The 26,819-nt window shown below is 66.6% G+C and carries 24 protein-coding genes, 1 tRNA gene and 2 pseudogenes; 10 read left to right on the top strand and 17 right to left on the bottom strand.

The features are described from left to right. A pseudogene (locus A5782_RS02995) lies at positions 1-318 on the bottom strand (ornithine decarboxylase); the annotation flags it as partial. A 79-nt stretch (positions 319-397) separates the two neighbouring features. Next, complete coding sequence (locus tag A5782_RS02990) at positions 398-1,888, bottom strand: amidase (protein ID WP_067094923.1); 1,491 nt, start codon at positions 1,886-1,888, stop codon at positions 398-400. Between the two features lie 61 nt (positions 1,889-1,949). On the opposite strand from A5782_RS02990, the gene recO reads away from it, so the two are divergent. From recO to A5782_RS02975, 3 genes are read left to right on the top strand one after another with little or no spacing between them, the layout of a single operon-like run. After that, positions 1,950-2,747 (top strand): DNA repair protein RecO, encoded by a 798-nt coding sequence (recO, locus tag A5782_RS02985; RefSeq protein WP_067094921.1) that lies wholly within the window; start codon positions 1,950-1,952, stop codon positions 2,745-2,747. Next, positions 2,740-3,657 carry a decaprenyl diphosphate synthase gene (locus A5782_RS02980; protein ID WP_082942755.1) on the top strand — a complete coding sequence of 306 codons (918 nt, stop codon included), beginning with the start codon at positions 2,740-2,742 and terminating at the stop codon, positions 3,655-3,657. The genes recO and A5782_RS02980 overlap by 8 nt, the downstream gene beginning before the upstream one ends. Continuing rightward, a complete protein-coding gene (locus tag A5782_RS02975; protein ID WP_067094914.1) occupies positions 3,657-4,085 on the top strand; it encodes a hypothetical protein in 429 nt (142 codons plus the stop codon). The genes A5782_RS02980 and A5782_RS02975 overlap by 1 nt, the downstream gene beginning before the upstream one ends. A 4-nt stretch (positions 4,086-4,089) precedes the next feature. Here A5782_RS02975 and A5782_RS02970 read toward each other — a convergent pair whose 3' ends face one another. Both A5782_RS02970 and A5782_RS02965 read right to left on the bottom strand, forming a co-directional pair. Continuing rightward, positions 4,090-4,485 carry a Fur family transcriptional regulator gene (locus A5782_RS02970; RefSeq protein WP_067094912.1) on the bottom strand — a complete coding sequence of 132 codons (396 nt, stop codon included), beginning with the start codon at positions 4,483-4,485 and terminating at the stop codon, positions 4,090-4,092. Then, the gene (locus A5782_RS02965; RefSeq protein ID WP_231986581.1) at positions 4,482-4,844 is read right to left on the bottom strand and encodes a helix-turn-helix transcriptional regulator; all 363 of its coding nucleotides are present in this window, start codon (positions 4,842-4,844) and stop codon (positions 4,482-4,484) included. The genes A5782_RS02970 and A5782_RS02965 overlap by 4 nt, the downstream gene beginning before the upstream one ends. Before the next feature lie 257 nt (positions 4,845-5,101). On the opposite strand from A5782_RS02965, the gene A5782_RS02960 reads away from it, so the two are divergent. The 3 genes and pseudogenes from A5782_RS02960 to A5782_RS27160 all read left to right on the top strand — a co-directional run. Then, entirely contained in the window at positions 5,102-6,493 is a 1,392-nt protein-coding gene (locus A5782_RS02960; RefSeq protein ID WP_067094933.1) for a glycine--tRNA ligase, read from the top strand. 252 nt (positions 6,494-6,745) lie between these two features. Next, a complete protein-coding gene (locus A5782_RS02955) occupies positions 6,746-7,984 on the top strand; it encodes a PPE family protein (protein ID WP_067094906.1) in 1,239 nt (412 codons plus the stop codon). A gap of 512 nt (positions 7,985-8,496) precedes the next feature. After that, positions 8,497-8,647: pseudogene (locus A5782_RS27160) on the top strand (hypothetical protein); the annotation flags it as partial. A 184-nt stretch (positions 8,648-8,831) separates the two neighbouring features. On the opposite strand, the gene A5782_RS02950 reads toward A5782_RS27160, so the two are convergent. Beyond that, a complete protein-coding gene (locus A5782_RS02950) occupies positions 8,832-10,823 on the bottom strand; it encodes a TPM domain-containing protein (RefSeq protein ID WP_067094903.1) in 1,992 nt (663 codons plus the stop codon). A gap of 142 nt (positions 10,824-10,965) precedes the next feature. Between A5782_RS02950 and A5782_RS02945 the strand changes: the two genes are divergently transcribed. The 3 genes from A5782_RS02945 (at position 10,966) to dnaG (ending at position 14,914) form a co-directional block, all read left to right on the top strand. Further along, a complete protein-coding gene (locus A5782_RS02945; protein WP_067094900.1) occupies positions 10,966-12,243 on the top strand; it encodes a deoxyguanosinetriphosphate triphosphohydrolase in 1,278 nt (425 codons plus the stop codon). 68 nt (positions 12,244-12,311) lie between these two features. Further along, on the top strand, positions 12,312-12,929 hold the full coding sequence (locus tag A5782_RS02940; protein WP_067094897.1) for a superoxide dismutase family protein: 618 nt from the start codon (positions 12,312-12,314) through the stop codon (positions 12,927-12,929). 29 nt (positions 12,930-12,958) lie between these two features. After that, positions 12,959-14,914, top strand: a complete 1,956-nt coding sequence (dnaG, locus tag A5782_RS02935; protein ID WP_067094895.1) for a DNA primase — start codon at positions 12,959-12,961, stop codon at positions 14,912-14,914. Here dnaG and A5782_RS02930 read toward each other — a convergent pair. Next, entirely contained in the window at positions 14,898-15,176 is a 279-nt protein-coding gene (locus tag A5782_RS02930; RefSeq protein ID WP_067094892.1) for a hypothetical protein, read from the bottom strand. The two genes, dnaG and A5782_RS02930, sit on opposite strands and share 17 nt — an antisense overlap. 150 nt (positions 15,177-15,326) lie before the next feature. On the opposite strand from A5782_RS02930, the gene A5782_RS02925 reads away from it, so the two are divergent. After that, positions 15,327-15,399 (top strand) — tRNA-Asn (locus tag A5782_RS02925). 269 nt (positions 15,400-15,668) lie between these two features. On the opposite strand, the gene A5782_RS02920 is transcribed toward A5782_RS02925, so the two are convergent. The 11 genes from A5782_RS02920 to A5782_RS02870 form a co-directional block, all read right to left on the bottom strand. Beyond that, positions 15,669-17,072, bottom strand: coding sequence for an NtaA/DmoA family FMN-dependent monooxygenase (locus tag A5782_RS02920; protein WP_067094889.1), 1,404 nt, complete (start codon positions 17,070-17,072; stop codon positions 15,669-15,671). Further along, a complete protein-coding gene (locus A5782_RS02915) occupies positions 17,069-18,190 on the bottom strand; it encodes an LLM class flavin-dependent oxidoreductase (protein WP_067094886.1) in 1,122 nt (373 codons plus the stop codon). The genes A5782_RS02920 and A5782_RS02915 overlap by 4 nt, the downstream gene beginning before the upstream one ends. After that, a complete protein-coding gene (locus tag A5782_RS02910) occupies positions 18,187-19,308 on the bottom strand; it encodes an LLM class flavin-dependent oxidoreductase (protein ID WP_067094883.1) in 1,122 nt (373 codons plus the stop codon). Before A5782_RS02910 ends, A5782_RS02915 begins: the two co-directional genes overlap by 4 nt. 217 nt (positions 19,309-19,525) lie before the next feature. Continuing rightward, positions 19,526-20,209, bottom strand: a complete 684-nt coding sequence (gene cysE / locus A5782_RS02905) for a serine O-acetyltransferase (RefSeq protein ID WP_067094880.1) — start codon at positions 20,207-20,209, stop codon at positions 19,526-19,528. A 2-nt stretch (positions 20,210-20,211) separates the two neighbouring features. Then, positions 20,212-21,144: a cysteine synthase A gene (gene cysK, locus A5782_RS02900; RefSeq protein ID WP_067094877.1), complete on the bottom strand. Its 933-nt coding sequence runs from the start codon at positions 21,142-21,144 to the stop codon at positions 20,212-20,214. Further along, entirely contained in the window at positions 21,145-21,480 is a 336-nt protein-coding gene (locus tag A5782_RS02895; RefSeq protein WP_067094874.1) for a hypothetical protein, read from the bottom strand. It lies immediately after the preceding gene. 633 nt (positions 21,481-22,113) lie between these two features. After that, on the bottom strand, positions 22,114-23,244 hold the full coding sequence (locus tag A5782_RS02885) for a YeiH family protein (protein ID WP_067094929.1): 1,131 nt from the start codon (positions 23,242-23,244) through the stop codon (positions 22,114-22,116). Then, a complete protein-coding gene (locus A5782_RS26400; protein WP_197694084.1) occupies positions 23,238-23,390 on the bottom strand; it encodes a hypothetical protein in 153 nt (50 codons plus the stop codon). Before A5782_RS26400 ends, A5782_RS02885 begins: the two co-directional genes overlap by 7 nt. Before the next feature lie 134 nt (positions 23,391-23,524). After that, the gene (locus A5782_RS02880; RefSeq protein WP_067094869.1) at positions 23,525-24,328 is read right to left on the bottom strand and encodes a Stf0 family sulfotransferase; all 804 of its coding nucleotides are present in this window, start codon (positions 24,326-24,328) and stop codon (positions 23,525-23,527) included. 216 nt (positions 24,329-24,544) lie between these two features. After that, positions 24,545-24,805, bottom strand: a complete 261-nt coding sequence (locus A5782_RS02875) for a hypothetical protein (protein ID WP_197694086.1) — start codon at positions 24,803-24,805, stop codon at positions 24,545-24,547. A 150-nt stretch (positions 24,806-24,955) separates the two neighbouring features. Next, on the bottom strand, positions 24,956-26,819 hold a 1,864-nt coding region (locus A5782_RS02870; protein ID WP_197694083.1), incomplete at its 5' end, for a sulfite reductase flavoprotein subunit alpha.

The raw sequence follows: 26,819 nt of genomic DNA, 5'->3' as shown, positions 1-26,819 counted from the left end.
GCCGTCGCCGCCGGCCACCGCCATCATTGCCGCCCTCACCGACAGGGAACTGCCGCAGGTGGAAAACCAGGCGACCTTGGCGCCCACGGCTTCGGCCATCAAGTCCTCGGCGCGCTTCAGATATTTGTTGCTTGATCTACGGTCGTCCAACCCGCCGCTGGCCAGCACATCGTCCAGGAACGGCTCGCGGCCCAGAACTTCCAGGACGCGATCGTCGGTGCCGCGGCCCTGCCGGTGGCCTGGCGGGGTGAATCCGTACCGCTTCTTTTCCCGATAATCGGCCAACGCGTCGAGCAGGGGGGCGGTCGATTGGTCCATCGCCCACGGGTACCCGTGTTGTCAGTGGCTAATTCGCCCCGAATATCCGCAGGAAGGTGGGTCGGACCCCCGCTGAGCGTCAGGCTCGGGGCCCGGGCGCGCCAGGAGCGTCGGTGGTCTGGTCCCACCACGACTGGGGCTGTTGGCTGGCCCAGCCGCTGACGGCTTCCAGCTCGGCGGCCAGCGAAATCAGCATGCCCTCGCTGTTCTGCGGACCCATCAGCTGCACACCGATCGGCAGGCCGTCGGACGTGAAGCCCGCCGGAACGTTGATCGACGGCCAGCCCAGGACGTTCCACGGGAACGTCAGCGGGCATGCCGCGATCATGGCGCGGTCGGTGCCGAAGGCACTCAACCGGTCGAAGGCTCGCGCCAGTGGCGGCGGCTGCGCCGTGGTCGGCGCCAACACCACGTCGACGATGTCGAAGATCGAGCCCACCCGGCGCTGGTCGTCCGCTTCGTGGCGGCGTGCGCTGCGCAGGATCGCCTGTCCCAGCACAGCACCCATGCGCAGGTTGGACAGGGTGCGCGGGTCCAGCACCACGCCGTCGCCCAGCCGCTCCTCCCAATCCCGCAGACCGGCCGTGGACCGGACGAGAAAGTCCCACGACAGCCGCATGCCGTAGTCCGGGTTGCCGGGCACCACGGTGTGGCCTAGCAGTTCGAGTTGTTGACCGACCGCGCGCGTCGCGGCCAGCAGCTCCGGGTGCAGCTTGGGCCGGAAGCCGGTGTAGGGGAACCGCGTGGAGAGGGCGATGTTCAGCGGACCGGGCGCCTTCCCCACATAGTCGGAGGCGGTGATGGGAGGCGGTTTGTGCCGGTCGCCCTCGACATTGCCGGACGCGGCGTCGAGCACCAGCGCCGCATCGGCCACGGTGCGGGCCAGCACACCGTTGACCGTGATGCCGTTGAACGCCTCCGGCAACGGCCAGGTAGAGATGCGCCCACGCTGCGGCTTGATGCCCACCAGGTGCGTCCACGCCGCCGGGATGCGGATGCTGCCGGCGCCATCGGAGCCGATGGCGGCGGTGACCAGCCCGGCCGCCACCGCCGCGGCGCTGCCGCCGGACGATCCACCGGGGGTATGCCTTCTTGACCAGGGGTTGCGGGTATGCCCGAAACCGGGCCCGCTGGTGAACGGCCATTGACCGAGTTCGCAGGTGTTGGTCTTGCCGACGATCACCGCGCCGGCCGCCTTGAGACGGCGCACCACCTCGGCGTCGTGCGTCGCGGGCGCGACCGATCCCTCCGTCCCGAAGGCGGTGGGCATCCCAGCAACGTCGACGTCATCTTTCACCGCGATCGGAATCCCCAACAGTGGGGCTGTGTCCCCGGCCGCGCGTCGCCGGTCGGCCTCCGCCGCGTCGGCCAGGGCCGACTCGGTGAGCACCACCCGAAAGGCGTTCAGCGTGGGCTGGCTGGCGTGGATGGCGTGCAGGGAGCGACCGACCAGTGTGGTGGACGTCACTGAACGGCTGGCCAGCTGATAGAGCAGGTCAGTGAGCGTGGGCAGGCGCCGATGGCCGGATCCGGAAATGGATCCGGGACCCGACCCAGAAGCGCCAATCACGGGGTACGAGACTAACGGCGCGGATACCCGTAATGTCGCGGCGGGGTGCAAAACTATTGTGATGCGGCTATACCGAGACCGAGCTGTTGTGTTGCGCCAGCACAAGCTCGGCGAAGCCGACCGGATCGTCACCCTGCTGACTCGTGATCATGGGCTGGTCCGCGCGGTGGCCAAGGGCGTGCGCCGCACCCGCAGCAAATTCGGTGCTCGGCTGGAGCCGTTCGCGCATATCGACGCGCAACTACATCCCGGCCGCAACCTCGACATCATCACGCAAGTCGTCTCGATTGACGCATTCGCCACCGACATCGTCAGCGACTACGGCCGTTACACCTGCGGGTGCGCCATGCTGGAAACCGCCGAACGTCTCGCCGGCGAGGAGCGGGCGCCCGCCCCGGCCCTGCACGGGCTGACGGTGAGCGCGTTGCGGGCGGTGGCCGACGGCCGCAGGTCCCGAGACCTACTGCTGGACGCCTACCTGCTGCGTGCGATGGGCATCGCCGGATGGGCACCGGCGCTGGGTGAGTGCGCCCGTTGCGCCACACCGGGCCCCCATCGGGCCTTCCATGTCGGCGCCGGCGGCAGCGTCTGCACACACTGCCGCCCGGCCGGTTCGACGACGCCGCCGCCGGGGGTGCTGGATCTGATGTCCGCGCTTCACGACGGCGATTGGGACTTCGCCGAAAAGACGCCGCAATCGCACCGCAACTATGTCAGCGGCCTGGTGGCCGCACACCTGCAGTGGCATTTGGAGCGACAGCTCAAGACGTTGCCGCTAGTGGAACGGACGTATCACGTCGACCGCACCATCGCCGAACAGCGCGCGGCGCTGATCGGGCAGGATATGGACTGTGGCTAAACTCTGGGCCGGCGGCTCTGCCCGAAAGGCTGAGCGCGCAACGGTGTCAGTCGATTTCCCGCAGCTGCCGCCCGCGCCCGATGATTATCCGGTGTTTCCCGACAAGTCGACTTGGCCGGTCGCCTTTCCGGAGCTGCCGCCGTCCGCCGACGGCGGGCCGTGCCGGCCACCACAGCACATCTCCAAGGCGGCCGCGCCCAAAATCGAGGCCGATCGGTTGCCCAATCATGTGGCCATCGTGATGGACGGCAACGGCCGCTGGGCCACCCAACAGGGATTGAACCGCACCGAGGGCCACCAGGCGGGCGAGGCGGTGGTCATCGACATCGTCTGTGGTGCAATCGAACTCGGTATCAAATGGCTCAGCCTCTACGCCTTCTCCACCGAAAACTGGAAGCGTTCCCCCGAGGAGGTCCGCTTCCTGATGGGGTTCAATCGCGACGTGGTGCGTATGCGCCGGGTGAACCTGAAGACGATCGGGGTCAAGATCCGGTGGGTGGGTTCGCGGCCACGCCTGTGGCGCAGCGTGATCAACGAACTGGCGATCGCGGAGGACATGACGAAGGACAACGACGTCATCACCGTCAACTACTGCGTCAACTACGGCGGTCGCGCCGAAATCGCCGAGGCCACAAAGGAAATCGCGCGCCTGGCCGCCGCCGGGCGGCTGAACCCGGAGCGCATTACCGAGTCGACGGTGGCGCATCACCTGCAACGGCCCGACATCCCCGACGTGGATCTGTTCTTGCGGACGTCGGGGGAACAGCGGTCCAGCAATTTCATGTTGTGGCAGGCGGCGTACGCCGAATACATCTTCCAGGACAAGTTGTGGCCCGACTATGACCGCCGCGATTTATGGGCGGCCTGTGAGGAATACGCCTCCCGCAATCGCAGATTCGGGAGCGCATAGTGCCGTCACTGCAGGAGCGCCTGGCGTCGATACTCGGCGACGTCCTGCCGCTCGAGGAGGAGGCCGACGGTGCGGTGACGGTGCGCCACGACGGCACCATCGCCTCGCTGCGGGTGGTGACCATCGCCGAGGGCCTCGATTTGGTGTCGCTCACTCAGATATTGGCGTGGGACCTGCCGCTGACCAAAAAGATCAGCGAGCAAGTGGCCAAGCAGGCCCGCGACAGCAATTTCGGAAGTGTGACTGTGATCGAGAAAATCAATGAGAAAGCCGTGCAACGCAATTCGGGTAAAAGCGCGTCGAAAACCGCCGACGTGATGCTGCGCTACAACTTCCCCGGCGGCGGGCTGACCGATGATGCGCTGAGAACCTTGATCCTGCTGGTGCTCGACACCGGCGCCCAGATACGCAGGGCGCTGACCGCGTAACCGGCTAGCGGCCCCCGCAATCCGAACAGGTGCCGAAGATTTCGATGGTGTGGCTGACGTCGGAAAAGCCATGTTTGGCAGCCACTTCCGTCGCCCACTCCTCGACCTCGTGATCGCCCACCTCGATCGTGGCGCCACAGCTGCGGCAGACCAGATGGTGGTGGTGGTGCTCCGAACACCTGCGGTAGACCGATTCACCGGTGTCGGTGCGCAGCGTGTCGACCATCCCCGCCGCCGCCATCGACTGCAGCGTCCGGTAGACGGTCGTCAGGCCGATGTTCTCGCCGCGGCGGCGCAACTCGTCATGCAGCTCTTGGGCCGAACGGAACTCGTCGAGCGTTTCCAGCAAGGTGGAGATCGCCGCACGCTGCCGGGTGGAGCGGACGCTGGTTCCGGTCATTGGTGCGGCTCCTCACTGGCGTGGGCGACGGCGTCCACCACGATGTGCGCGAGGTGATGATCGGCGAGCCGGTAGAGCACTTCGCGCCCGGATCGCTCCCCGGTGACCACCCCGGCCGCCTTGAGAATTTTCAGATGCTGGCTGACCAGCGGCTGGGGCACGCCGAGCGCGTCCACCAGTTCGTGCACGCAGCGATGGGACTCGCGCAATTGCAGCACGATGGCGATGCGCACGGGCGCGGCCAGCGCGCGCAACAACTCACCGGCGGCATCGAGGATGTCCCGCGGCGGCGGCACGGGGTAGGCCGCCCCTGCGGAGTGCCCACCGGCGCCCAGCGCGTCGTGGTCGTGGGCGGCCATGTCCAGGTCCGAGTTGCCATCGGCGGCCGCAGGCATCGAGGGAGAAGCTGACGGGGACGTCATCATGGAAGCGTCATCACCTCGAGAAATTGCCAGGTAGTGGGAAAGTATCCGCCGTTGAATATCGTTATCGGCTGCCTCCCACTGTCACATGCATGATGACGCATGTCAAAGACCGCGGCGCCATCGCTACCATGACTGATGCTCGGCGCACGGCGGTTGACCGCCGCGCGTGCCCGCTCAAACCCGGAAAGGGAGTGCACCACCCCGTGGCGTCCGTCATCGACACCGTAGTGAACCTGGCCAAACGGCGCGGCTTCGTCTTTCCCTCGGGGGAGATCTACGGCGGCACCCGGTCGGCGTGGGATTACGGCCCGCTGGGTGTGGAGTTCAAGGAGAACATCAAACGGCAGTGGTGGCGCTCGGTGGTCAGCGGTCGCGACGACGTCGTGGGCCTGGATTCGTCGATCATCTTGCCGCGGCAGGTGTGGGTGGCCTCCGGCCACGTCGAGGTTTTCCACGACCCCCTGGTCGAATCGTTGATCACCCACAAGCGCTATCGCGCCGACCATCTCATCGAAGCCTACGAAGCCAAACACGGACACCCGCCGCCCAACGGCCTGGCCGACATCCGCGACCCGGAAACCGGCGAGCCGGGCCAGTGGACCGAGCCCCGCGAATTCAACATGATGCTCAAGACCTACCTCGGTCCGATCGAGACCGAGGAGGGCCTGCACTATTTGCGTCCGGAGACCGCGCAGGGCATCTTCGTCAACTTTGCCAACGTGGTGACGACTGCCCGCAAGAAGCCGCCTTTCGGTATCGGTCAGATTGGCAAGAGTTTTCGCAACGAGATCACCCCGGGCAACTTCATTTTCCGGACCCGCGAGTTCGAACAAATGGAAATGGAGTTCTTCGTCGAGCCCTCGACCGCGAAGGAATGGCATCAGTACTGGATCGACACCCGGCTGCAATGGTATGTCGAGCTGGGCATCGACCCGGAGAACTTGCGATTATTTGAACATCCGGCCGACAAGCTGTCGCACTACTCGGATCGCACCGTCGACATCGAGTACAAGTTCGGTTTCGCCGGTAATCCGTGGGGTGAGTTGGAAGGTGTCGCCAACCGCACCGATTTCGACTTGTCGACGCATGCCAAGCATTCCGGCGTCGACCTGTCGTTCTACGACCAGGTCACCGACACCCGGTACACGCCGTATGTCATCGAGCCGGCCGCCGGTCTGACGCGGTCGTTCATGGCGTTCCTGATCGACGCCTACGTGGAGGACGAAGCCCCGAACGCCAAGGGCAAGATGGAGAAACGCACGGTGCTGCGTCTGGATCCGCGCCTGTCTCCGGTCAAGGCCGCGGTGCTTCCGCTGTCCCGCCACGCCGACTTGAGTCCCAAGGCGCGAGACTTGGCCGCCGAGTTGCGCAAATTTTGGAATATCGATTTCGACGACGCCGGTGCCATCGGGCGACGATATCGGCGCCAGGACGAGATCGGCACGCCGTTCTGCGTGACGGTGGATTTCGACTCACTCGAGGACAACGCCGTGACGGTGCGCAGGCGCGACGACATGTCCCAGGAACGGGTGCCGATGAATGCGGTGTCTGATTATCTGGCGGCGCGCCTCAAGGGTTGTTAATCGCCTACTCCGGGGACCGTCTTGTAGATTGTCTGTCCCGTTGCGGCGGCGCACGTCTGATCGACGCGCGCGGGTGGTGCTGCGCCATCACTGACACTCGATTGGCGAAATAAGGTTTGTTTAAAAGTCCGGCTTTTCGCGGCGGGGGTGCCTTAGGATCCCCACTGGGGCATAAGTAGATAGCTAATGGCCGCGGGTGGTTTTCGGGCCTCCCGGGGCAGGAGCCGTTGACTCGGCCGGTTGGGGTTGCAGATGATTCCCGCGTTTGTGTTCTTCCCTCCTGAGATCAACTCGGCCTTGATAGTTGGCGGCCCGGGGGCCGGACCTTTGTTCGAGGCGGCCTCGGCGTGGGACGGGCTGGCGGTTGATCTGTCGTCCTCGGCGTCGTCATTTCACACCGTGGTTTCGGATTTGGCCGGTGGCGCCTGGATGGGACCGTCGTCGATGTCCATGACCGCGGCCGCTGCGCCCTATGTGCAATGGCTGATCATCGCGGCGGCGCAAGCAGAGGTGGCGGCTCTGCAGGCCCGGATGGCGGCGCTGGCTTTCGAGGGGGCTCTGGTGGCGACAGTGCCCCTGCCGGAGGTGCTGGCGAATCGGGCCCGGCTGCTCGTCTTGATTGCGACGAACTTTTTGGGCCAGAACACGGCGGCGATCGCGCAGACGGAGCTCGAGTACGTCGAGATGTGGGCGCAGGACGTGGCCGCGATGTTGGGCTATCACGCCGGGGCTCAAACGATGGCGCAGGCCCTGCCGGCCTTCAGCGTGCCGCCCGCAGGCCTCGGGGGTAGCGCACCGTCCGCGGGTCTGGCGGGTCTGGCCGGGTTGGTGACGGCGCCCCTGAGCTTTGCGTCGCAGTTCTTCCAGGGCTTGTCCTCACTGGGGACCGCGTTCGCCTCGGAGCTGCAGTCGGTGTTCTCGGCGCTCTCGCCGGCCGTCTCGTCGCTGACGTCGTTGCTTTCTTCAACGCCGGTAGCGACATTGACGACGGTGGCCCAGGCCGGAATGTACCCGGCGACCGCGATGATGACGCCCATGGTGACGCTCGCCCAAAATGCCGGTCCGACGGCGGCACCCGCGTCGGCGCCCTCATTGGCACCGGCGTTGGTCAGTGCGTCCAGCGCGCCCGTCAATGCGCCACATAGCGCGGGTAGCGCTTTATCGGACTTGCAGCCACTGGCCGGTGGAGGGTTGGGCGCCTTGGGCGTTGCGACGGCGGGTCTGGGCAGCGCGCGGTTCGTCGGGTCGATGTCGGTGCCCGCGGCGTGGCAAGGGTCGATGCCGGCGTACATCGCGACTCCGGCCATGTCGGGTGTGGGCTCCGGGGCGCCGGCCACGGCGGCGACGGTCGGAGCTACCGGTTCGGGCAATGGCGTACCGATGGCGGCGATGCCGGTGGGTGACAAGAGCCCCGAGGGCGAGGACCGCGGGACCAGGGCGCAGGTGGTCAGGTCTCGTCCCAAGGTGGTTCCGCGCAACCGACGCGGATAGTGCGCCGGTGCTGCTGTTGCAGACGTGAATAGTGTGCAAAGCGACGAGAATTCAATACTTTTGGTTATGCCCACATGCGTGGCAACGAACGCCGTATCCGCGATGCGGATTCATCTGATTGGTCTAGTGAAAACCCGTGACCTGTCCACTTGGTGACCAGACGAACCGGATAAGAATCGATTACCGCGACCGGCCCGAAACCCGTCCCGCCCATCGGATTCAGCCCTTGCCGGCAGCCCTAAAGTGTTGCACCGCAACGAATGTGCAGTCGCCGATCCGTCGCATGAAGCCTCGAGTCGCGCATGAATCGCGTGGTGTTGTCTACGCGGGTGGCGAGGGGCTGTGATCGCGGACCCGGCCGTGGGTCACGTGGGGTCGACCATGTGGCTCAACAGAAGAAATTGGCAATTCCCGCACATTTTCTTCGGTTTGTCTTACTATGTGAACCGGTTGGTGTAAATAGATTCGCCACAGCGCCCGAACGCTCTAATCGGCTGTGGAAGGGGGCAGGGGTGCTATTGCCTCTCGGTTCGCCGTTGCCGGATGACACGGTGTCGGCAGTTCGAGGTGAGTCCGGCGTGCTCGGTGGCCTGTCGGTTCCACTCAAGTGGGGCGTGGTCGTCCCGCCAGATGACTATGACCATTGGGCGCCGAAACCTGACGTCAGCGCCGAAGCCCCCGCAGAGACGGCCGACATGCCCCGCCCGACAGCGGTTGCAGACGGCGTGTGGAGCGGGTGGGAAGGCGATACCGTGCCGCGCACCCCAGGCGTGATACCGCATTCCCCCGCAGCTGGTTGAGACGGGGAAAACCCAAAGCCGCTGCAGTCACCGGCGTTAGGCGCTGCTCAGAAGCGGCCGCCGCCACCCATGAAACCGCCGCCGGACGAACTCGGGCTGCCGCCGAACGACGTCGGGCTCCAGCCGCCGAATCCGCCCCGCATGCCTCCGCTGAGCACGTTGCCGATGATGATCCCGCCGAGCATCGCACCCATGTCACCGCCGCCGCGGCCCAAATAGGCGCGCTGCGCCGTTTGCGCGTCGTCATTGGCCAGTGACTGCGCCGTGGCGGCCAGCGTCGACGCCGCATTGGCGTGGGCGATGGCCTCGGTGGGCTGGGTCGACCGTTTGTCCTCCGCGGCCTGCAGATGCCGTTTGGCTTCGGCCAGCCGGGTGCGCGCTTCGGGACCGATGCTGCCGCGACGCGTGTCGACGTAGTCCGACACCGCACGTACCCGCGACTGCGCGGTGAACAACGCCTGCTCCAATGACCGGTTCAGTCGCTCGGCGGCGGCCTGCTCCTGGGCCAGCGTGGCCAGTAGCCCGTTGAGGCCGGCGTCGGCCTTGGTCAGCTGGCCGAAAGCGCCCAGCGGATCGTCGGAAGCACCGGCCCGTGCGCTCTCGACGGCCCTGATGGCAGCATCGCGTGCCGCAACCAGATCACTGGTGTGCGCGGTTTTGGCGTTCGGTGTCTTCTGTAGCAGTTCGTCTGCGCGCTTGATGTCGTGCTGGATATCGGTCATGGTCGACGGCAGCCGGTCGACGGCGTGCTGAATGTCGTTGGCCGCGTTGTCCACCGCGTCGAGCAACGCCCGCGCTTGGCCCAGCGCTGACTCGGCGGCGCGGACGGCATCGACCAAACCGGCTTGCCGTCCACTGACGGCGCGGGAGGCGAGCTCACGGGCATTGCCGATATTGCGGTCGGCGAACGCCAGCCGCTCCTTGGCCGCCGTGACATTGCCCGACACCGAAGTCAGTGCGACAGCGCTGAAGTCGTTGTGTAGTCCGGCAAGTCCTTGTTCGGCCGGCGCGATGCGGGCGGTGAGTTCCACATACTGCTGCGTCAGTGAGTCCAGCCGGGTGGGGGCGTTGATCACCAAATCGCGCAACTTCTCGAATGCCTCGGTTTGTGACTCCAGTTCGCGGTCGGCGCGCGCTGCCGAGACGATCACCTGGGTAAGCAACTCACGCCGCTGCGCCGGCGTCTCGGGTGTGTCGTCGTCAAGTTGCTGCCGAATCGTGAACGCCTGGGACAGTGCCGCTTTGGCGTTGGTCACGGCCTGGGTGAATGGCCGGGTCCGGTCTTCGCCGAATTCTGTGACGGCCAGGTCCAATTCGTTGGCGCTGGTGCGCAGCGCATTGTCGACGTCCACCACCAGTTCACGGGACAGGTCGTCGAGTGCCTGCGGCGCCACCGCGGCCAGCGCCTCGGTGTCGGTGGGGTCGACCCGGCGTGCCGCCGCCAACGCTGCGGCCCGGCGGCGCCGGCCACGATAACGCATGACCAGCAACAGGACTGCCAACGCGATGAGAATGCCCGCCAGCACGGCCAGCAGTGCTACCCGGCCCGACGAATCGGGCGAGGTATCGAGTCCAGTGGCCGCCGCCACCGCGGCGCCACTCCAATCACCGTCGTGCAGGGCGGGCTCGATCTTGTTGCGCCGCAACTTGTCGACCTGATTTGCATTGACGCTCTTGATCGTCGACGGCACCAGGAAGGCGTATTCACGGCTGCCGGTGCCGACGGCCAGCAGCGCGTCATAGCCGCCCAGGTCGCTGTTGCTGACGGTGCGTTGTGCCCACCCGGCCGCGCTCTGCCCGGAGAAATTGTCGACGTAGACCACCCAAAGCCGGATGTGGCGGTCGGTGTACAGCTTGCTGAGAGCGCCGGTGACTGCGGTGCGACCGGAATCCGACAGGGCCCCCGCGTTGTCAGTGATGTAATCGGCCACGCGCAGTGGTGGTTGCGCGCCGGCGGGCGGCGCCAGGAGCAGGCAGCCGCTGAAGCCGACCGTGAGGACCGTCGTGATCACGGCGATCAGGCGAGCGGTGCAACGCATAGGGCCAATCTAGCCCCGCGACGATGCAGGCCAGTAGGCCTGATGAGGAGGGGGCGGTTAGGCACAGGCCCGCGGCGACACACGCCAGTAGGCCTGAGTCGAGCCAGACTTCGGCAGGCATTCCCTGGCAGACTGTGCGTCGGTGACCAGGATTCAGCGCGACCCCTACGACGACTTCGACCGTCAGCGACGGGTGACCGAAGCGCCGAAGACTGCGGGTCTGCCGGGTACCGAGGGTCAGCACCGCAGCGACTTCGCCCGGGATCGGGCGCGGGTTCTGCACAGCGCCGCGCTGCGCCGATTGGCCGACAAAACCCAGGTCGTCGGACCCCGAGAAGGCGACACACCGCGCACCAGGCTGACGCATTCGCTCGAGGTCGCCCAGATCGGGCGGGGAATGGCGATCGGGCTGGGCTGCGACCTCGACCTGGTCGAGTTGGGGGGACTGGCCCATGACATCGGCCACCCGCCCTACGGCCACAACGGCGAACGTGCGCTCGATGAGGTCGCGACGGACTATGGCGGCTTCGAGGGCAATGCCCAGAACTTTCGGATCCTGACCAGTCTTGAGCCCAAAGTCCTTGATGAACAAGGCAATAGCGCGGGGCTGAACTTGACTCGGGCGTCGCTGGACGCGGTGACCAAGTACCCGTGGCCCCGTGGCGAAGGGCTTGAAAACAGGACAAGCAAGTTCGGGTTTTACGACGACGACCGCGAGCCGGCCGCCTGGGTTCGGGCCGGCGCACCGGAGGGCCGGATGTGCCTGGAAGCGCAGGTCATGGACTGGGCCGACGACGTGGCGTATTCGGTGCACGACGTTGAGGACGGTGTGGTGTCGCAGCGCATCGACCTGCGCGTGCTGGCCGACGACGACGAGGCGGCCGCCCTGGCCAAGCTGGGCGAGACCGAATTTTCCCGGGTGCGCGCCGACGACTTCATGGCGGCCGCCCGGCGGCTCTCCGCGCTGCCGGTGGTCGCCGCCGTCGGCAAGTACGACGCCACGCTCGCGGCTGCGGTCGCGCTCAAGCGGTTGACCAGTGAATTGGTGGGCAGGTTCGCGTCGGCGGCCATTGCCACCACCCGTGCGGCGGCCGGCCCCGGCCCACTGGTGCGCTACCGGGCCGAGCTGCAGGTCCCCGACCTGGTGCGCGCCGAGGTGGCCTTGCTGAAAATCCTGGCGTTGCAGTTCATCATGTCCGATCCGCGTCACCAGGAAACCCAAGCCGGGCAGCGTGAACGCATCCACCGGGTGGCGCACTGGCTGTTTGCGGGCGCGCCCCGGACCCTCGACCCGGTCTTTGCTGCGGCCTTCAACACCGCGGCCGACGACGGCGCCCGGTGGCGGGTCATCGTCGATCAGATCGCCTCGTACACCGAGGGCCGGCTCGAACGGATCGACACCCGCCAGGCCGGTCCGTAGTCGTTGGTCGGCAGTAAAGTCGTCCGGTCCGGGGATCGGCGTGGCCGTCGCGAGTTAGGCTGCCCGACATGACGAAATTCACCGGCACGCCCTTTGTGGCCTCCCTCTTGGTGGGGCTTCCCGTCGTCGCCATGACTGCCTGCAGTTCTCCGCAGCACGCGAGCACCCAGCCGGGCACCACCCCTCCGGTGAAGAGTGCCGCTCCGACGTCGTCCGGTGAGACGACGACCCCGGCTCCCGCCGGAGGCTCGCTCAGCGCCGAACTGAAGACGCCCGATGGCCGCTCGGCGGCCACCGCGACATTCGACTTCACCGGCGGCTATGTGACCGTCACCGTGAAGACAGTGGCACCCGGCATCCTGACGCCCGGCATCCATGGCCTGCACGTTCACGAGATCGGCAAGTGCGAGCCGAACTCGGTGGCTCCCACCGGCGGTGCAGCCGGAAACTTCTTGTCCGCCGGTGGTCATTACCAAGCCCCCGGGCATACCGGTAAGCCGGAAAGTGGCGACTTGTCGTCGCTCGAGGTCCGTCAGGATGGCTCGGCATACCTGGTCACCACCACCGATTCGTTCAACCGGGACGATCTGCTGGCGGGTAACAAGACTGCGCTGATGCTGCACGGCGCCCAGGACACCGAGAACGCGATGGACCGGGTCGCCTGCGGTGTCATCGGTACCGGCTAGCCTGCGCCGTCGCGCCTTAGACTGAGCCGATGTCCAGCCCGGTAGGTTCACGCGCGGAGGGCGATGGCCGCGCCCGGGGTCGCGGCCGGATTCCCGATCGCGACATCGCGGCGATCCGCGAGCGGGTGCGTATCGACGAAGTCATCGGCGATTACGTCCAATTGCGGCGTGCCGGCGCCGATTCGCTCAAGGGCCTGTGTCCGTTCCACGACGAGAAGTCGCCGTCGTTTCACGTCCGCCCCAACCACGGCCACTTTCACTGCTTCGGCTGTGGCGAGGGCGGCGACGTGTACGCGTTCATCCAGAAGATCGAACACGTCAGCTTTGTCGAGGCGGTCGAACTGCTCGCCGATCGGATCGGCCACACCATCACCTATTCCGGCCCGGCGACCAGCGTGCAGCGCGACCGCGGCAGTCGCAGCCGGCTCGTCGCGGCCAACGCGGCCGCGGCGGAGTTCTATGCGGCGGCGCTGGAATCCGCCGAGGCCGCACCGGCCCGCCAGTACCTGACCGAGCGGAACTTCGACGCAGAGGCGGCCCGTCACTTCGGTTGCGGCTTCGCGCCGTCGGGGTGGGATACTCTGACAAAGCACTTGGTGCGCAAGGGTTTCGAGTTCAAAGAGCTGGAAGCGGCCGGCCTGTCGCGGCAGGGACGCCGCGGACCGATGGACCGCTTCCATCGTCGGTTGTTGTGGCCCATCCGTAGTTCGTCCAACGAGGTGATCGGTTTCGGTGCCCGGCGGCTATTCGACGACGATCCGATGGAAGCCAAGTACATCAACACGCCGGAGACGGTGCTGTACAAGAAGTCGAACGTGATGTTCGGCATCGACTTGGCCAAACGCGACATTGCCAAGGGCCATCAGGCCGTCGTCGTCGAGGGCTACACCGACGTGATGGCGATGCATTTGAGCGGGGTCACCACCGCGGTGGCGTCGTGCGGCACCGCGTTCGGTGACGAGCATCTGTCGATGCTGCGCCGGCTGATGATGGACGACAGTTTCTTTCGGGGCGAACTGATCTACGTTTTCGACGGCGACGCGGCCGGGCGGGCCGCCGCGCTCAAGGCCTTCGGTGGTGAGCAGAACCTGGCCGGGCAGTCCTTTGTGGCCGTCGCGCCGGACGGCATGGATCCCTGTGATCTGCGGCTGAAGTCCGGCGACGGGGCGCTGCGTGATCTGGTGGCGCGGCGAACACCGCTGTTCGAGTTCGCGATACGTTCGGCGCTCGCCGAGATAGATCTGGACAGCGCCGAGGGCCGGGTAGCCGCGCTGCGCCGCTGCGTACCCATGGTGGCCCAGATCAAGGACCCCACGCTGCGCGACGAGTATGCCCGCCAGCTGGCCGGGTGGGTCGGCTGGGACGACGTCGCGCAGGTTATCGACCGGGTGCGCAGCCAGTCCAAGGCCTCCGCCACCCAGGCCCGCGGCGGCTCCGGACCCAAGGCCCCTCGCCGCGGGGCGCAGCCGGCCCCGACCGCGCTCCAGCCCGCCGGCAGTCGTCCGGACCCACGTGACCCCACCCTGTGGCCACAACGTGAGGCGCTCAAGGCGGCCCTGCAGTACCCGGCGTTCGCCGGGCCGGTGTTCGACACGTTGACCGTCGAAAGCTTCACCCATCCCGGATACGCGGCCATTCGCGCGGCCATCGAGACCGCGGGCGGCACGTCGAGCGGGGTCACCGGCGCGCAATGGATCGAGGCGGTGCGTGATCAGGCCGCTTCGCCCCTGACCGCCGGCCTGGCCAGCGAGCTGGGCGTGGAGGCCATACAGGTCGATGAGGAGAAACTGCCGCGCTACATCGGCGGTGTGCTGGCCCGGCTGCAAGAGGTGTGGATGGGCCGGCAGATCGCCGAAGTGAAGTCGAAGCTGCAGCGCATGTCGCCGATCGAGCAGGGCGACGAGTATCACGCCCTGTTCGGCGACCTGGTGGCGATGGAGTCCTACCGGCGCAGCCTGTTGGAGCAGGCTAGCGGCGACGATTAGACGGGGCCAGCACCTCGTCGGCCGAATCCTCGACGTCGCGTTCCATGATGGCGGTTTGGTCGTCAAGCTCCGTCAGCGTGACAAAACCGGCGTCGGGGGAGATCCGATTCGCGATCTTGCGCCGTCCGCCTTCGATCATCGATTTGGCCACCGGACTGCTGGTCAGCGCGCGATAAGTGCCGACGAGCTGCTCGTAGCGGCGACGCCCGGCCTTCGAGCCCAGCACGTAACCCAGCCCAAGCACCACGACATACCGGATCAAAACATTCCTCCCGACTATCGATGGCTCCATCCTGCCTCACCGGCCTGGGCGCACGCGCGGTCCATCCCCTTCTGATGGTGGCCGGGGGTGGTCAACGCTAGTTGGGCGCGGTCGTGCCAGTACGCTAGAGTCGTCCCGCGATCGGGTTAGTCCCCTGTAGCTCAATTGGCAGAGCATTCGGCTGTTAACCGAAGGGTTCCTGGTTCGAGTCCAGGCGGGGGAGCACTTCCCTCAAGTCTCAGTGACCGGCGCTCTGGCCGCCGTAGATGTGCAGCGTCTCGATCACGGACGCGACCTCCAGGTAGTGGATCCCTCGACGATGTGGGCGATGGAGCCCGTCCGGCGCGGCGGATGCATCCCGGCCAGCGCGGTTGTGCCGCGGTGATTCTAGAGTCGCTACGCCGCACCATGGCTCTTCGTGGATACGACGACGCCCCTGAGCGCGCCGCCAAGGAACGCGTCGCTGGGCGGACGCTAGCCGTCATCGACGAATCAGCCTGTTGCGCGGCGGCTTTCGAGGCTATCGACCCCGGCTCGGTGTCCCGTCCGCCCCGGCGTGGGTAGCAACCCCAAATGCTCGCGCAGCGTCTGACCGCGGTATTCGGTACGAAAGCTGCCGCGCTCCTGCAGCAGCGGCACCACCTTGTCGACGAACTCGTCGAGGCCGTGCGGCGTCAGGTGCGGCACCAGGATGAAGCCGTCGCAGGCGTCCGACTGCACATAGTGATCGATCTCCTCGGCGACCTGTCCCGGAGTTCCGACGAACTGTTGGCGGCTGGTCACTTCGATGATCAGCTCGCGGATGGACAGGTTTTCGGCTTCCGCTCGCGAGCGCCAGGTGGCGGCGACTGTTTTGGGGTCGCCGTGCCGGACCCGTCCTCGGGTGATGTTCGGATTTTCGACGGGGTCGACGTCGGGCAGGGGCCCGTCGGGGTCGTAGTCCGATAGGTCCACACCCCACACCTGCTCGAGGAACGCGATCGCGGTCGGGCCGCTGACCTGCTGCTCGCGGATGTGGCGGGCGTTGTCCTGCGCCTCGGCGGGGGTGTCACCCAGAGCGAACGTCGCGCCGGGCAGGACCTTGAGCTGGTCGGGGTCTCGCCCATGGGCTGCGGCGCGGTTCTTCACGTCGGTGTAGTAGCGCTGACCCGCCTCTAGCGACCCATGCAACGTGAACAGGGCATCGGCGTGCTTGGCGCCGAAATCGCGGCCGTCGCCGGAGTCACCGGCCTGCAGCAGCACCGGGTGGCCTTGCGGCCCGGCGGGCAGCGAAGCGACGCCGCGGACGCCGAAATGCCGACCGTGGTGCTCGACGACGCCGATGCGGGCCGGATCGGCATAGATTCCGGCGTCGACGTCGGCGACCACGACGTCGGATGCCCAGCTGTCCCAGAACCGCCGTGCCACGGTGATGAATTCCTCGGCCCTGTGGTAGCGGTCGGCGTGGGCGAGAAATCCACCCCGGCGGAAGTTCTCCCCGGTGAACGCGTCGGAGGAGGTGACCATGTTCCAGGCCGAACGCCCGTCAGACAGGTGGTCCAGCGTCGCGAATTGCCTTGCCACCTCGTAGGGTTCGTTGAACGTGGTGTTGATGGTTCCGGCGAGGCCGAGCTTGTCGGTGACCGCGGCGAGTGCGGCCAGCACGGTGAAGGTGTCTGGCCGGCCGACGACGTCGAGGTCGTGGATCCTGCCGCGATGCTCACGCAGCCGCAGGCCTTCGGCCAGAAAGAAGAAGTCGAACAGTCCCCGCTCGGCGGTCTTGGCAAGGTGCACAAAGGATTCGAACTCGATTTGACTGCCCGCACTCGGATCGGACCACACCGTGGTGTTGTTCACCCCGGGGAAGTGCGCGCCAAGATGTATCTGCTTACGGCGGCCTGCTTCTCGAACGGTCATCCGGTCAATCCCCATCGTTTGGCGATCAATTCATGCGAACGCAGCCGGTCGACGTGTCGGTGTGTCACGGAGGTGATCACCAGTTCATCGGCCCCGGTGACCCGGCGCAACAGGTCGAGTCGGTCGGCCACCTCGTCGGGGTTACCGACGAATTGTGTTGCGGTGCGGTCGGCCACCAGCGCCTGTTGGCCCTCGGTCAACGGCTCGCAGAAGTCGGGATCCGGGTAGGGGATGGCGCCGTGGCCGCTGCGGATGGAATACACCCAGCGGCCGTAGCCGGACGCCAGGTGTCGCGCGGTAGCGCTGTCCTCGGCGACCACGACGTCGGCCGACACCACCACGTACGGTTCAGATAGCCGGGCAGACGGGCGGAACGCGTTGCGGTAGGCGGTGATTGCGTCGAGTGCCGTGCCGGGAGTGATGTGGTAGCTCGCGACAAACGGAAGTCCACGGGCACCGGCCACCTCGGCGCTTTGCCCCTTGGTGCTGCCGAAGATCCACGGTGTCAGCTGGGCATGCTCGCCCGGAACGGCGTGTAGCTCATGGCCATTGACGGTGTAGGTGCCGTCCAGCATCGCTTCGATGTCGGCCAGCTGGTCGGCGAAGTCCGGGGGTTGCGCACACGGCTGGGCGAGCACGGAGGCCTGCGCCCGGCTCCGCTCGCTTTTCATCAGCGGTGTCTGGTCGAAGGGAGTGGGGATGACGAGCCCGTCGACCTCGCGCCATGGCGTGGGCGCGCGTTCGGATGCGCCCAGAGACGGCGTGGCCGCCTCTTTGCGCCGCTGCCCGGATCGGCCCAGCCCCATGTCGATGCGGCCGGGATAGAGCGCGTCGAGGATCCCGAAGCTTTCCACCACGGCAAGTGCCGTCGTGTGGCCGATCTGCACCGCGGCCGACCCGACGTGGATTCGCTCTGTGGCCGCCGCGATTTGGCCGATCAGGGTAAGCGGTGATGAGCCGGCGACCGCGACGAAGTGGTGCTCGGCGAGCCAGTAGCGCCGGTAGCCCCATTGCTCGGCGTGCTGGGCCAGATCGATGGTATTGCGCAGGGCCGCCGCTGCGTCGCTGCCGGCGCTGATGGGGGCGAGATCAAGGACCGACAGGGGAGTGACGCTCATGACTGCGCCGTCGCGTAGCGGTTCGGTGCGGCCGCAAGTCCGAGGCGTTCGCGCAGTGTCTCGCCGTCGCGGTAGCCGGTGCGGAATCGGCCCGCGCGCTGCAGGCGCGGCACCAGGTCGTCGACGATGGTGGGCAGGTCGAGGGCGTTGACCGCGGGCCGCAGCCGAACTCCGTCGACCCCGGCATCCTGCCAGGCGAGCAGAAGCTCCGCCAAATCGCTTGTGCTGCCCGCGAATACGTGCGCATCACTCGAGATGGCCGCCGTCGGTGCCAATGGATCGTCGGCCAGTGACACCACCAGGTCCGCGTAGACCTGGATTTTCCGGCCCGCGGCGCGCTGGGCGTGGCTGACGTCGGCCAGGATGGCACGCAACGTGCCCTCGTCGCGCGGGGTGACGAAGACCAGGTCCGCGTTGGCGACGGCGAAGTCGTACACCCGCGGCGCGTGGGCCAGCGCCGCCACCACCGGCTGGCCCTGGGGCGGCCGCGGGGTGATCGACGGCCCCTTGACCGAGAAGTGCTCGCCGTCGAAGTTGATGTAGTGCAGCTTGTCGCGGTCGATGTAGCGACCGGTCGCGACATCGCGGATGACGGCGTCGTCCTCCCAGCTGTCCCAAAGGCGGCGCACCACCTCCACGGCGTCGGCGGCCTCCTCGACCAGGTCGTCGCCTTCGGGTATGGTCCGCCGGCCGAACAGTGCCGCTTCGTGCGCCGTCGGGCTCACCCGCACCTGCCAGCCCGCCCGGCCGTGCGAAATATGGTCAAGCGTCGCAATCGCTTTCGAGACGTGAAACGGCTCGGTATGGGTGACGGTCGCAACGGGAATCAGGCCGATGTGTTGGGTGACCGGCGCAACCCGGGCGGCCACCAGCGTGGCATCGGCGCGTCCCGCCAGGCGCCGCGGCGAGATTTCGGCCCGGCGGCCCGGCTGCGCGCCCAGGGTGTCGTCGATGGTCAGGAAATCCAGCAGCCCACGCTCGGCGGTGCCCGCCAGCGCTGCCCAATAGCGTCCGCTGAGTTGTCCGCCGCCGGTCGCGTTGTGCGCGAAGGCGTATCGCCACGCCTGGGGGTGCCAGCCGTAGCCGTCCAGGCTCACAGCCAGATGCAACTCGGTCATGGTCGGTCCCGGAGAATCATCGTCGGTTCACCATCGCGCATCGTGGTCATAACTCACTGTGCAACGCTGCGGACGACAGTGCATTCCACGACCGGGTTAAGTTCATCCTGAGTAATACTTCGCCGAGCTCATCTGTGTGGGGCGCGGCGATGAGGGTTCGGTGCAGCGTGGGCGAATACCGGTGTTCAGCGCGTCTTCAGCTGGACGCCAGGGTCTTTCAGATGGAGAAGTCCTCGCCGTGCCAGACACCGGCTTCCGGGGGCCTGATGACGTGATTGGTCTGGGAGCCGTCCGCCCGGGCTTCGAGTTTGGTCACGCGGGTCAGCAGCGATTGCAGGCTGACGCCGACGAGGTCGGGCATCATCGAGTCGTCCGGACTGCCGGGACGGCTGCGGCTGATGACCTGTCCGGGCACCCCGATGACCACCGAGCTCGACGGAACTTCCTTGACCACCACGGCGTTGGCGCCGATACGGCTGTCGTCGCCGATTTTGATCGCGCCCAAGACCTTCGCGCCCGCGCCGATGGTCACCCGATCACCGATGGTGGGATGGCGTTTGCCGGTGTCCCTGCCGCTGCCGCCGAGGGTGACACCGTGGTAGATGGTCACGTCCTCGCCGACCTCGGCGGTTTCACCGATCACCACGCCGGTCGCGTGGTCGATGAAAAGACCGGGACCCAGGACGGCAGCGGGGTGAATTTCGACGCCGGTCAGTATCCGGGTGATTTCGGCGGTGATACGCGCGGTCAGGCGTGCGCCGCGGTTCCACAGCCAGTGGTTGACGCGGTGACCCCAGATGGCGTGGACGCCCGGGTAGGCAAAGATCACCTGCAGCGTCGTCGGGACGGCCGGATCGCGCTCCCTGGCCGCTCGTATGTCACGACGGATGGCTTCGAGCATGGCTAATCGGCCAGGTCAGCAAACAACGGTGTGCTGAGATACCGCTCGCCGAAGTCGGGCAGCACCACGACGACGAGCTTTCCGGCGTTCTCGGGCCGGCGGGCCACCTGCAGGGCGGCGACCACCGCCGCCCCCGAGGAGATGCCGACCAGCAGTCCCTCTTCCGCGGCCAGCCGCCGTGCCAAGGTGATGGACTCCTCGTTGCCGACGGCGATGACCTCGTCGACCAGATCCATCGCCAGCACCGGCGGGACGAACCCGGCGCCGAGGCCCTGGATGGGGTGCGGCCCCTTCTGGCCGCCGGACAGCACCGGCGAGCCGGCCGGCTCTACGGCGATGAATTGTGCTGAGGGCTTGCGTTCCTTGATCACCTGAGCCACACCGGTGATGGTGCCGCCGGTGCCCACTCCGGCGACGAAGATGTCGACTTTGCCCTCGGTGTCGCGCCACACTTCCTCCGCCGTGGTCTTGCGGTGGATTGCGGGGTTGGCCTTGTTCTCGAATTGCTGTGGCACGAAATACCGTTGGTCGCTCTTGGCCAGTTCCTCGGCCTTGGCGATGGCGCCGGGCATGCCCTCGGAGCCCGGCGTCAAAACGATCTCGGCTCCCAAGGCGCGCAACAACATTCGTCGCTCGACGCTCATGGTCTCCGGCATGGTCAGCACGCAGCGGTAACCGCGGGCCGCTGCCACCAGGGCCAGGGCGATGCCGGTGTTCCCGCTCGTCGGCTCGAGAATGATCGTGTCCGGCTTGATCAGGCCCGCCTGCTCCGCCGCGTCGATCATCGCGACCCCGATGCGGTCCTTGACACTGTTTCCCGGGTTGAAGAACTCCAGCTTGGCGACGACGTCGGCGACCGCACCTTCGGTGACCCGGTTCAGCCGGACCAGCGGGGTGTTACCGATCAATTCCGTGACGTTCTTCGCGATGCTCATCTATCTTTTGTCTCCAGCGACGTAGGACCAGGCCTCATCCGCCTGCCAGCTAATATCGAACTCTATGTTCATCTCGGTGGGGATGGCTAGCGTTACCGGGGTAAAGCGTTGCGACGCTTCATCCAGCGCCACCCCGGCGAGCACGCGTCCATGCAGATCGCTAACCGTTTTCGCGGTACGCGTTATTCCCGAAGTGCCGGGCGCCTGACGTATGCAGAAGTCCGTGCCGGGTTCGGTCGCCTCGCCGACGGCGAAATCGTCGACGTCCACCAGTTCGTGACCGTCGTCGGCGCTGAGTACCAGCTGGATGCGGTTGGTCTCGGACAATATGGTCATGGGTTGTTGGTCTTCTTGAAAGGCTTTCCGCGAGTCAGCGTCTTCGTCGCCGCCGGGCAGAACCCATCGATACCGCCCTGACATGGGCGAGCGCGGATTTCTACAGCAGCGCAGGGCTTGAGGAAATCAACAACAACAACAAAAGTCCGCGACGGGGCAGCGCGACGGGACAAGGCGCAGCTGTGCGGCGTGTTGCATGTCACCACTATAGGGCATCGGACGTGGTCGGTCGTTTAGCTCAGCCCGGCATTAGACCTCCTGGCCAGGCCCTAGTGCCTCGATTCGGCGCCGGCCCGCTGCGGTGGGCGCGGCCGGATCAGATGATCGCCGACGTCACGCTGGAGCGGTCGCTGTACCGAGGGCACCGACCAAGTTGGACTCCGGCGCCGGCAACATCGCGACGCCGGCGAGCCCGGGAGACGTTGCGGTGCGGCTGAGCATTGCGGGCGCGGCCCGCGAGCATGCGTTGGTCGAGGACGACGCGGCGCGGATGGTGGACATTTTCGGGTGTCCGCCTGAGGGGAGGCTGACGGGAATGCCAACGTGTTCTCGTTTGCGCTGGCCGGATAACGAGCCACTCGAGCTGGGCAGGATACTCGATGCCGAAGGCAACTGGGTTGGCGCGCCGAGCCCCTAGGTGCCTGCGCCCCAACCGAATACGCGTGTCGTCAGCAGCACGATGCCGAGGGAGACGGTGGTGACGACGGTCAGCCCGATGACCGCGACGACCAGCGGACGCCACCCTGCGCGCGCGATCTGCCGGATGTCGGTGTTGAGTCCCACACCGGCAAAGGTCAGCAGGAACGCCCATTTCGAGACGTTGGCAAGGTTGGCGGTTTGGGCCTTGGTCAGCCAGCCCGCGGTGGCGATCGCGGAGACCACCAGGAAGCCGAGCACGAATTTCGGGAACTTGTTCCAGATGAACGCGGCCTTGGCGTTGGCGCCCCGCGCGATCTCGTCGGCTTCCCCTCGACCGGCCCAAAACAGCGCGAAGCCCAGCACAACGAATCCGATCAGCGCGTTACGAGTCGATTTCACCAGCACCGCGATCTTGCCGGCATGGTCGGAGTACAGATACCCCGTGGCGGTGGTCTCGGCGGTGTTGTCCACGGAAAGTCCCGCCCACAAACCGAATTCGTGATTGGTGAGACCGATCGCGTGCCCCAGCGGCGGCAACACGAACAGTGAAACCGCACCCAGCGCCAGGATCGCCGCGATCGCGTAACTGACATCGGAATTGCGGGCCCGGATCGCGCCCTTGGCCGCGACGATAGCCGATACCCCGCAGATGGATGTGCCTATCGCCAACAGCGAACCGAGCTTGCCCGACAGCCCGAATGCGCGGGCCACGACGATGATGATCGTTCCGGCGATGGTCATGTCCACCAAGATCTGCACCAGGCTGATCCCGCCGAGTTTGGCGATGTCGCCCAGCACGAATCGCGAACCGAGCGCCACGATTCCGGCCTTGAGCCAGAATTCGTAGGTCAGCACGCCAGGGCGAAATATCGGGTGCAGGCCGATGGTGTTGGTGATGAGCAACCCGATCACGATCGCCCACAACACGTATTCGATGTCGGGCACGGTCCAGTGCTGGTGCTTGGCCAGTGCGTTCCACCAGATCTGCGCGTACTTGCCCAACACCCCCACGATGATCAGGAGCAAAATCCCCGGCACATAGTCCAGTGGACGGCTGCTGGTGAAGGTGGCTTCGGTCGGCGCTTCGTCGGGTTCCACCCGGACTGTGCTCACGCCGGTCACCAGGGAATCTTCGGAAGCACGTTGGCCACAGCCAGACCGACGATCACACCCGCCACCGAGGTCGCCCACCAGTCCACCGAGACCGAACCGAGCCGGGCCCCCCAATCCTGCGCCCGCGGAGCGTCGGGTTCCTTTCCATCAGTTGGCACGCCTTCACCCACGATGACCGCTCCTCAAGCGCCTATGGCGGCGTCTTTCAACCGCATCCTGACTTCGAATGGTGGCGTCCCCGGCCGCCACATCCAAGTGATTGGCTCGGGCTGAATTTAGCCCTGCTGGTCGATCAGGTTGGCAGGCCGTGTTTCTCGGCATCGGCACGGTAGCGGTCCACCCATTCGTCGGAGCGCTGGTCGGCTTGGCGCTCCAGCACCGGCTTGGGCGCCAGCTGCGGGTCCAGCCCCAATGCCTCGAGGATGGATCCCACCACCTGAGTCAGGTTGCGCCACAACACCGGATACGAAATGTCCATGGGCCTGACGCCTTCTTCGGCGAACCAGTTTCGCCAGCCCTCCTCTTGCGCGCGCAGCATGGTGACGACGTGGGCGATCGCTCCCGCGTGATAGGTGGCGCGCGCGTCCCGGGCGGGGTCGGGCCTGCCGCGCCAGACCCGCGTCTGCACCGCACGCCAGAACGACACCGCCTGCGAAATCACATCGGGCCGGTAGACGTGGATCAGCAGCGGCTGCTCGCCCACCACATCGGTGATCGCCGCCAGCAGACCCTCTCCGCTGCGGTCCGGCAGGTTCTTCGCGCGGTCCAGCAGCAGCGGCGTCTGGTTCCACATCAGCTTGCCGCCCCACACCCCGTTCGGTGTCCGTCCGACCGTGCGGATATAGGCACGCCAGATCTCGGGCGGCGCCAGGTCCGGCGTCCCGGCGTCCAGCGGATCAAGCAGGCTCAGGATCGACTCGTCCTCGACACCGGCGAACCACTCCCGCGGCTGGGGGGACTGGCTGGTGGACGGCAGGTACTGGAAGAACTCCTGCGGCTCGCCGGCCACGCCGGTGGCCCGTAACGACTCGACCAGCAGCGTGCTGCCGCTGCGCTGCGACGCCAACACCAGGTATGACGACGGTCTATCTGTCACCGGCAGAGTGTATCCAGAACCTTCAAATCTTATCCGGGGTAGCGCGATTACGGTCAGGCTGAAGGAAACCCTTGCATCGCACCAGATTTACTCGCAGGCCGGCTTGTAGCGGCACCAAGCGGGCGCCGCGGGGGCCGTGAGCGTTCAAGTGGTTTAAGAATATTCGACGCTTTGCTGCGTCCAGCGTCGCCGACTGCTCGCCTCTGTGGTGCAGGTTCAGGTGATCTGCAGCGTTCCCGCGCCGTCGTGTTCGTCGGCGATCTCGCACACGCATACGTGGGCGCCGTGCCGCCACGGCCCGAACTGGGTACCGCGCCTGCGCAGCAGATGCTGCGCGTAGACCTTGTCGCGTTGATCCCGAGAGAACGCGAAGTCGAGGTTGACCGGCAGCCCCGCCCAATCGACCTGGTCGCTGACCAGCTCCTCGGCCGTGCCGCCGTACCGCAGCCGGCATTGCAGCGGGCAGCCGTTCTTGATGTCCCGATCGGGTCCATCACAATCCCGAGCCACGATGACGTCACTCCTTCAGGTGCGCGACCTTGTGAGTGCATCGTGCGACGCAGAAGTTTCGGTGGCGGGTGTGCGATGTTTCCGCTGTGTTACGGGTTCGGCCGCGGCCGATCGGCGCTAGTAGACGTCGCGGTGGTAGCGCTTGTCGGCGCTCAACGATTGGACGTAGTCCTTCGCCGCGTCCGGGTCGAGCTTGCCGAATTCGGCCGCGATCTCGCAGAGCGCCCGGTCGACGTCCTTGGCCATGGGGTCGGCGGTGCCGCAGACGTACAGCTGGGCGCCGTCCTGCAGCCAGCTCCACAGCTGCGCCCCACGGTTGCGCATCAGGTGCTGCACGTAGACCTTCTGCTGCTGGTCCCGGGAGAAGGCCAGGTCCAACTCGGTGAGGAACCCGTCGTCACGCATCTGCTCGAGTTCGTCGCGGTAGTAGAAGTCGGTGGCGGCGTGCTGCTCCCCGAAGAACAGCCAGTTGGGTCCGGTGTGGCCGAGCGCGCGGCGTTCCTGCAGGAAACCGCGGAAGGGCGCGATTCCGGTGCCGGGACCGATCATGATCATCGGAGTGTCCGATTCACTCGGAGGCCGGAAATTGCTCGACTGCTGCAGATAGACAGCGACTCGATCGCCGGGGGAGCGGTCGGCCAGGTAGGTCGAACACACCCCGCGGCGCGGCACGCCCTGGAAGTTGAAGCGCACCGGGGAGACCGTCAGGTGAACTTCCCCCGGACACGCTTTGGGGCTCGACGAGATCGAGTACAGCCGCGGCTGAAGGCGTTTGAGGACCCGCAGCCACTCGTGGGCCGACGCGGAGACCGGCAGCTTCGACAGCAGGTCGATGGACTGGCGCCCCCACGTCCAATCCGCAAGTGCCCGCTTGTTTTCCGGCTTCAGCAGGTCCGCGAGTGTCGAATCACCGGTGCGCTCCTGCACGAACCGCACCAGGTCCCGGCTGATGTGGGCGATCTCGATGCGCTCGGTGAGCGCGGAGCGCAACGACATCAGACCGTGCTCGCCGACCTCCACCGGGGTTTGCCCGTCCAGTCCGGTGACCGACAGCCATTCGTCGACCAACTCGTCGCTGTTGCGCGGCCACACCCCAAGCGCGTCACCGGCCTCGTAGGTCACGGATTCTTCCGGCATATCGAACACCAAGTGCCGCACGTCTTTTGTCGATTGCGGCTGACTCAACACGGTGTTGCGCACCATGCCGGTGATCAGCGGATGCTTCTTGCTGTAGGTGCTTGTTGCGGGCGCACCGGGTCGGGACGGCGTCACAACCGCGGAAGTGCGGGCCGGCGCCGTCGCAGCTCCGTCCCCGCCGACGGGCGAGGGCGTCCGGGTCAGGGCTTCGAGGACGTCGCCCACCCACTTCGCCGCGGTGTCGTCATAGTCTGGTTCGCAGTCCACCCGGTCGGTGATGCGGGTCGCTCCCAGCTCGGCGAGGCGGGCGTCGAGATTGCGGCCATGGCCGCAGAAGTCGTCGTAGTTGGAGTCGCCCAGGGCGAGCACGGCGTAGCGGGTGTCGGTGAATCGTGGTGCGCCCTCGGACGTCAGCGCCCGCCAGAGGCCGGCGCCGTTGTCGGGTGCCTCGCCGTCACCGGTGGTGCTGGTGACGAGCAACAGTTCCCGCGTCGTCGCCAACTCGGCGGGCGCGAAGTCGTCCATACTGTGCAGGGCAACCGGCAGTTCGGCGGCGCCCAGTCGTGCGGCGATGTCGGCGGCGAGTTCCTCCGCGTTCCCGGTCTGCGATGCCCACAGCACCACGACGGGAGCGCGCTCGGCCGCGGGTTTGGCACCGGCAGGCCCGGCGGGCGGTTGGTGGACGGCCGGCAGCGGAGCCGGTTGGGCCGCCTCCGGCAACGCCACCGGCTGGGGTCCGTCGATGCGCGAGAACAACCCCGCCAGAAGGCCGTCCACCCACAGCCTGGTGCTGGAATCGAACGGTGCGCTGGGCGGCAGGGCGGGCACCCCGCGGGCGCCGCGA

The organism is Mycobacterium sp. 852002-40037_SCH5390672, from assembly GCF_001665875.1.
GTDB lineage: Bacteria > Actinomycetota > Actinomycetes > Mycobacteriales > Mycobacteriaceae > Mycobacterium.
The sequence above is the reverse complement of the archived record's forward strand: the minus strand, read 5'-3'. Positions and strand labels throughout refer to the sequence as shown.

Excerpts from the sequence above, each read along its gene's own strand:
- A5782_RS02915 (WP_067094886.1), bottom strand. The coding sequence starts at position 18,190 with ATGAGCGTCACTCCCCTGTCGGTCCTTGATCTCGCCCCCATCAGCGCC.
- cysE (WP_067094880.1), bottom strand. The coding sequence starts at position 20,209 with ATGCTCGAAGCCATCCGTCGTGACATACGAGCGGCCAGGGAGCGCGAT.
- A5782_RS02895 (WP_067094874.1), bottom strand. The coding sequence starts at position 21,480 with ATGACCATATTGTCCGAGACCAACCGCATCCAGCTGGTACTCAGCGCC.
- cysK (WP_067094877.1), bottom strand. The coding sequence starts at position 21,144 with ATGAGCATCGCGAAGAACGTCACGGAATTGATCGGTAACACCCCGCTG.
- recO (WP_067094921.1), top strand. The coding sequence starts at position 1,950 with ATGCGGCTATACCGAGACCGAGCTGTTGTGTTGCGCCAGCACAAGCTC.
- A5782_RS02910 (WP_067094883.1), bottom strand. The coding sequence starts at position 19,308 with ATGACCGAGTTGCATCTGGCTGTGAGCCTGGACGGCTACGGCTGGCAC.
- A5782_RS02970 (WP_067094912.1), bottom strand. The coding sequence starts at position 4,485 with ATGACCGGAACCAGCGTCCGCTCCACCCGGCAGCGTGCGGCGATCTCC.
- A5782_RS02965 (WP_231986581.1), bottom strand. The coding sequence starts at position 4,844 with ATGGCCGCCCACGACCACGACGCGCTGGGCGCCGGTGGGCACTCCGCA.
- dnaG (WP_067094895.1), top strand. The coding sequence starts at position 12,959 with ATGTCCAGCCCGGTAGGTTCACGCGCGGAGGGCGATGGCCGCGCCCGG.
- A5782_RS02955 (WP_067094906.1), top strand. The coding sequence starts at position 6,746 with ATGATTCCCGCGTTTGTGTTCTTCCCTCCTGAGATCAACTCGGCCTTG.
- A5782_RS02940 (WP_067094897.1), top strand. The coding sequence starts at position 12,312 with ATGACGAAATTCACCGGCACGCCCTTTGTGGCCTCCCTCTTGGTGGGG.
- A5782_RS02920 (WP_067094889.1), bottom strand. The coding sequence starts at position 17,072 with ATGACCGTTCGAGAAGCAGGCCGCCGTAAGCAGATACATCTTGGCGCG.
- A5782_RS02950 (WP_067094903.1), bottom strand. The coding sequence starts at position 10,823 with ATGCGTTGCACCGCTCGCCTGATCGCCGTGATCACGACGGTCCTCACG.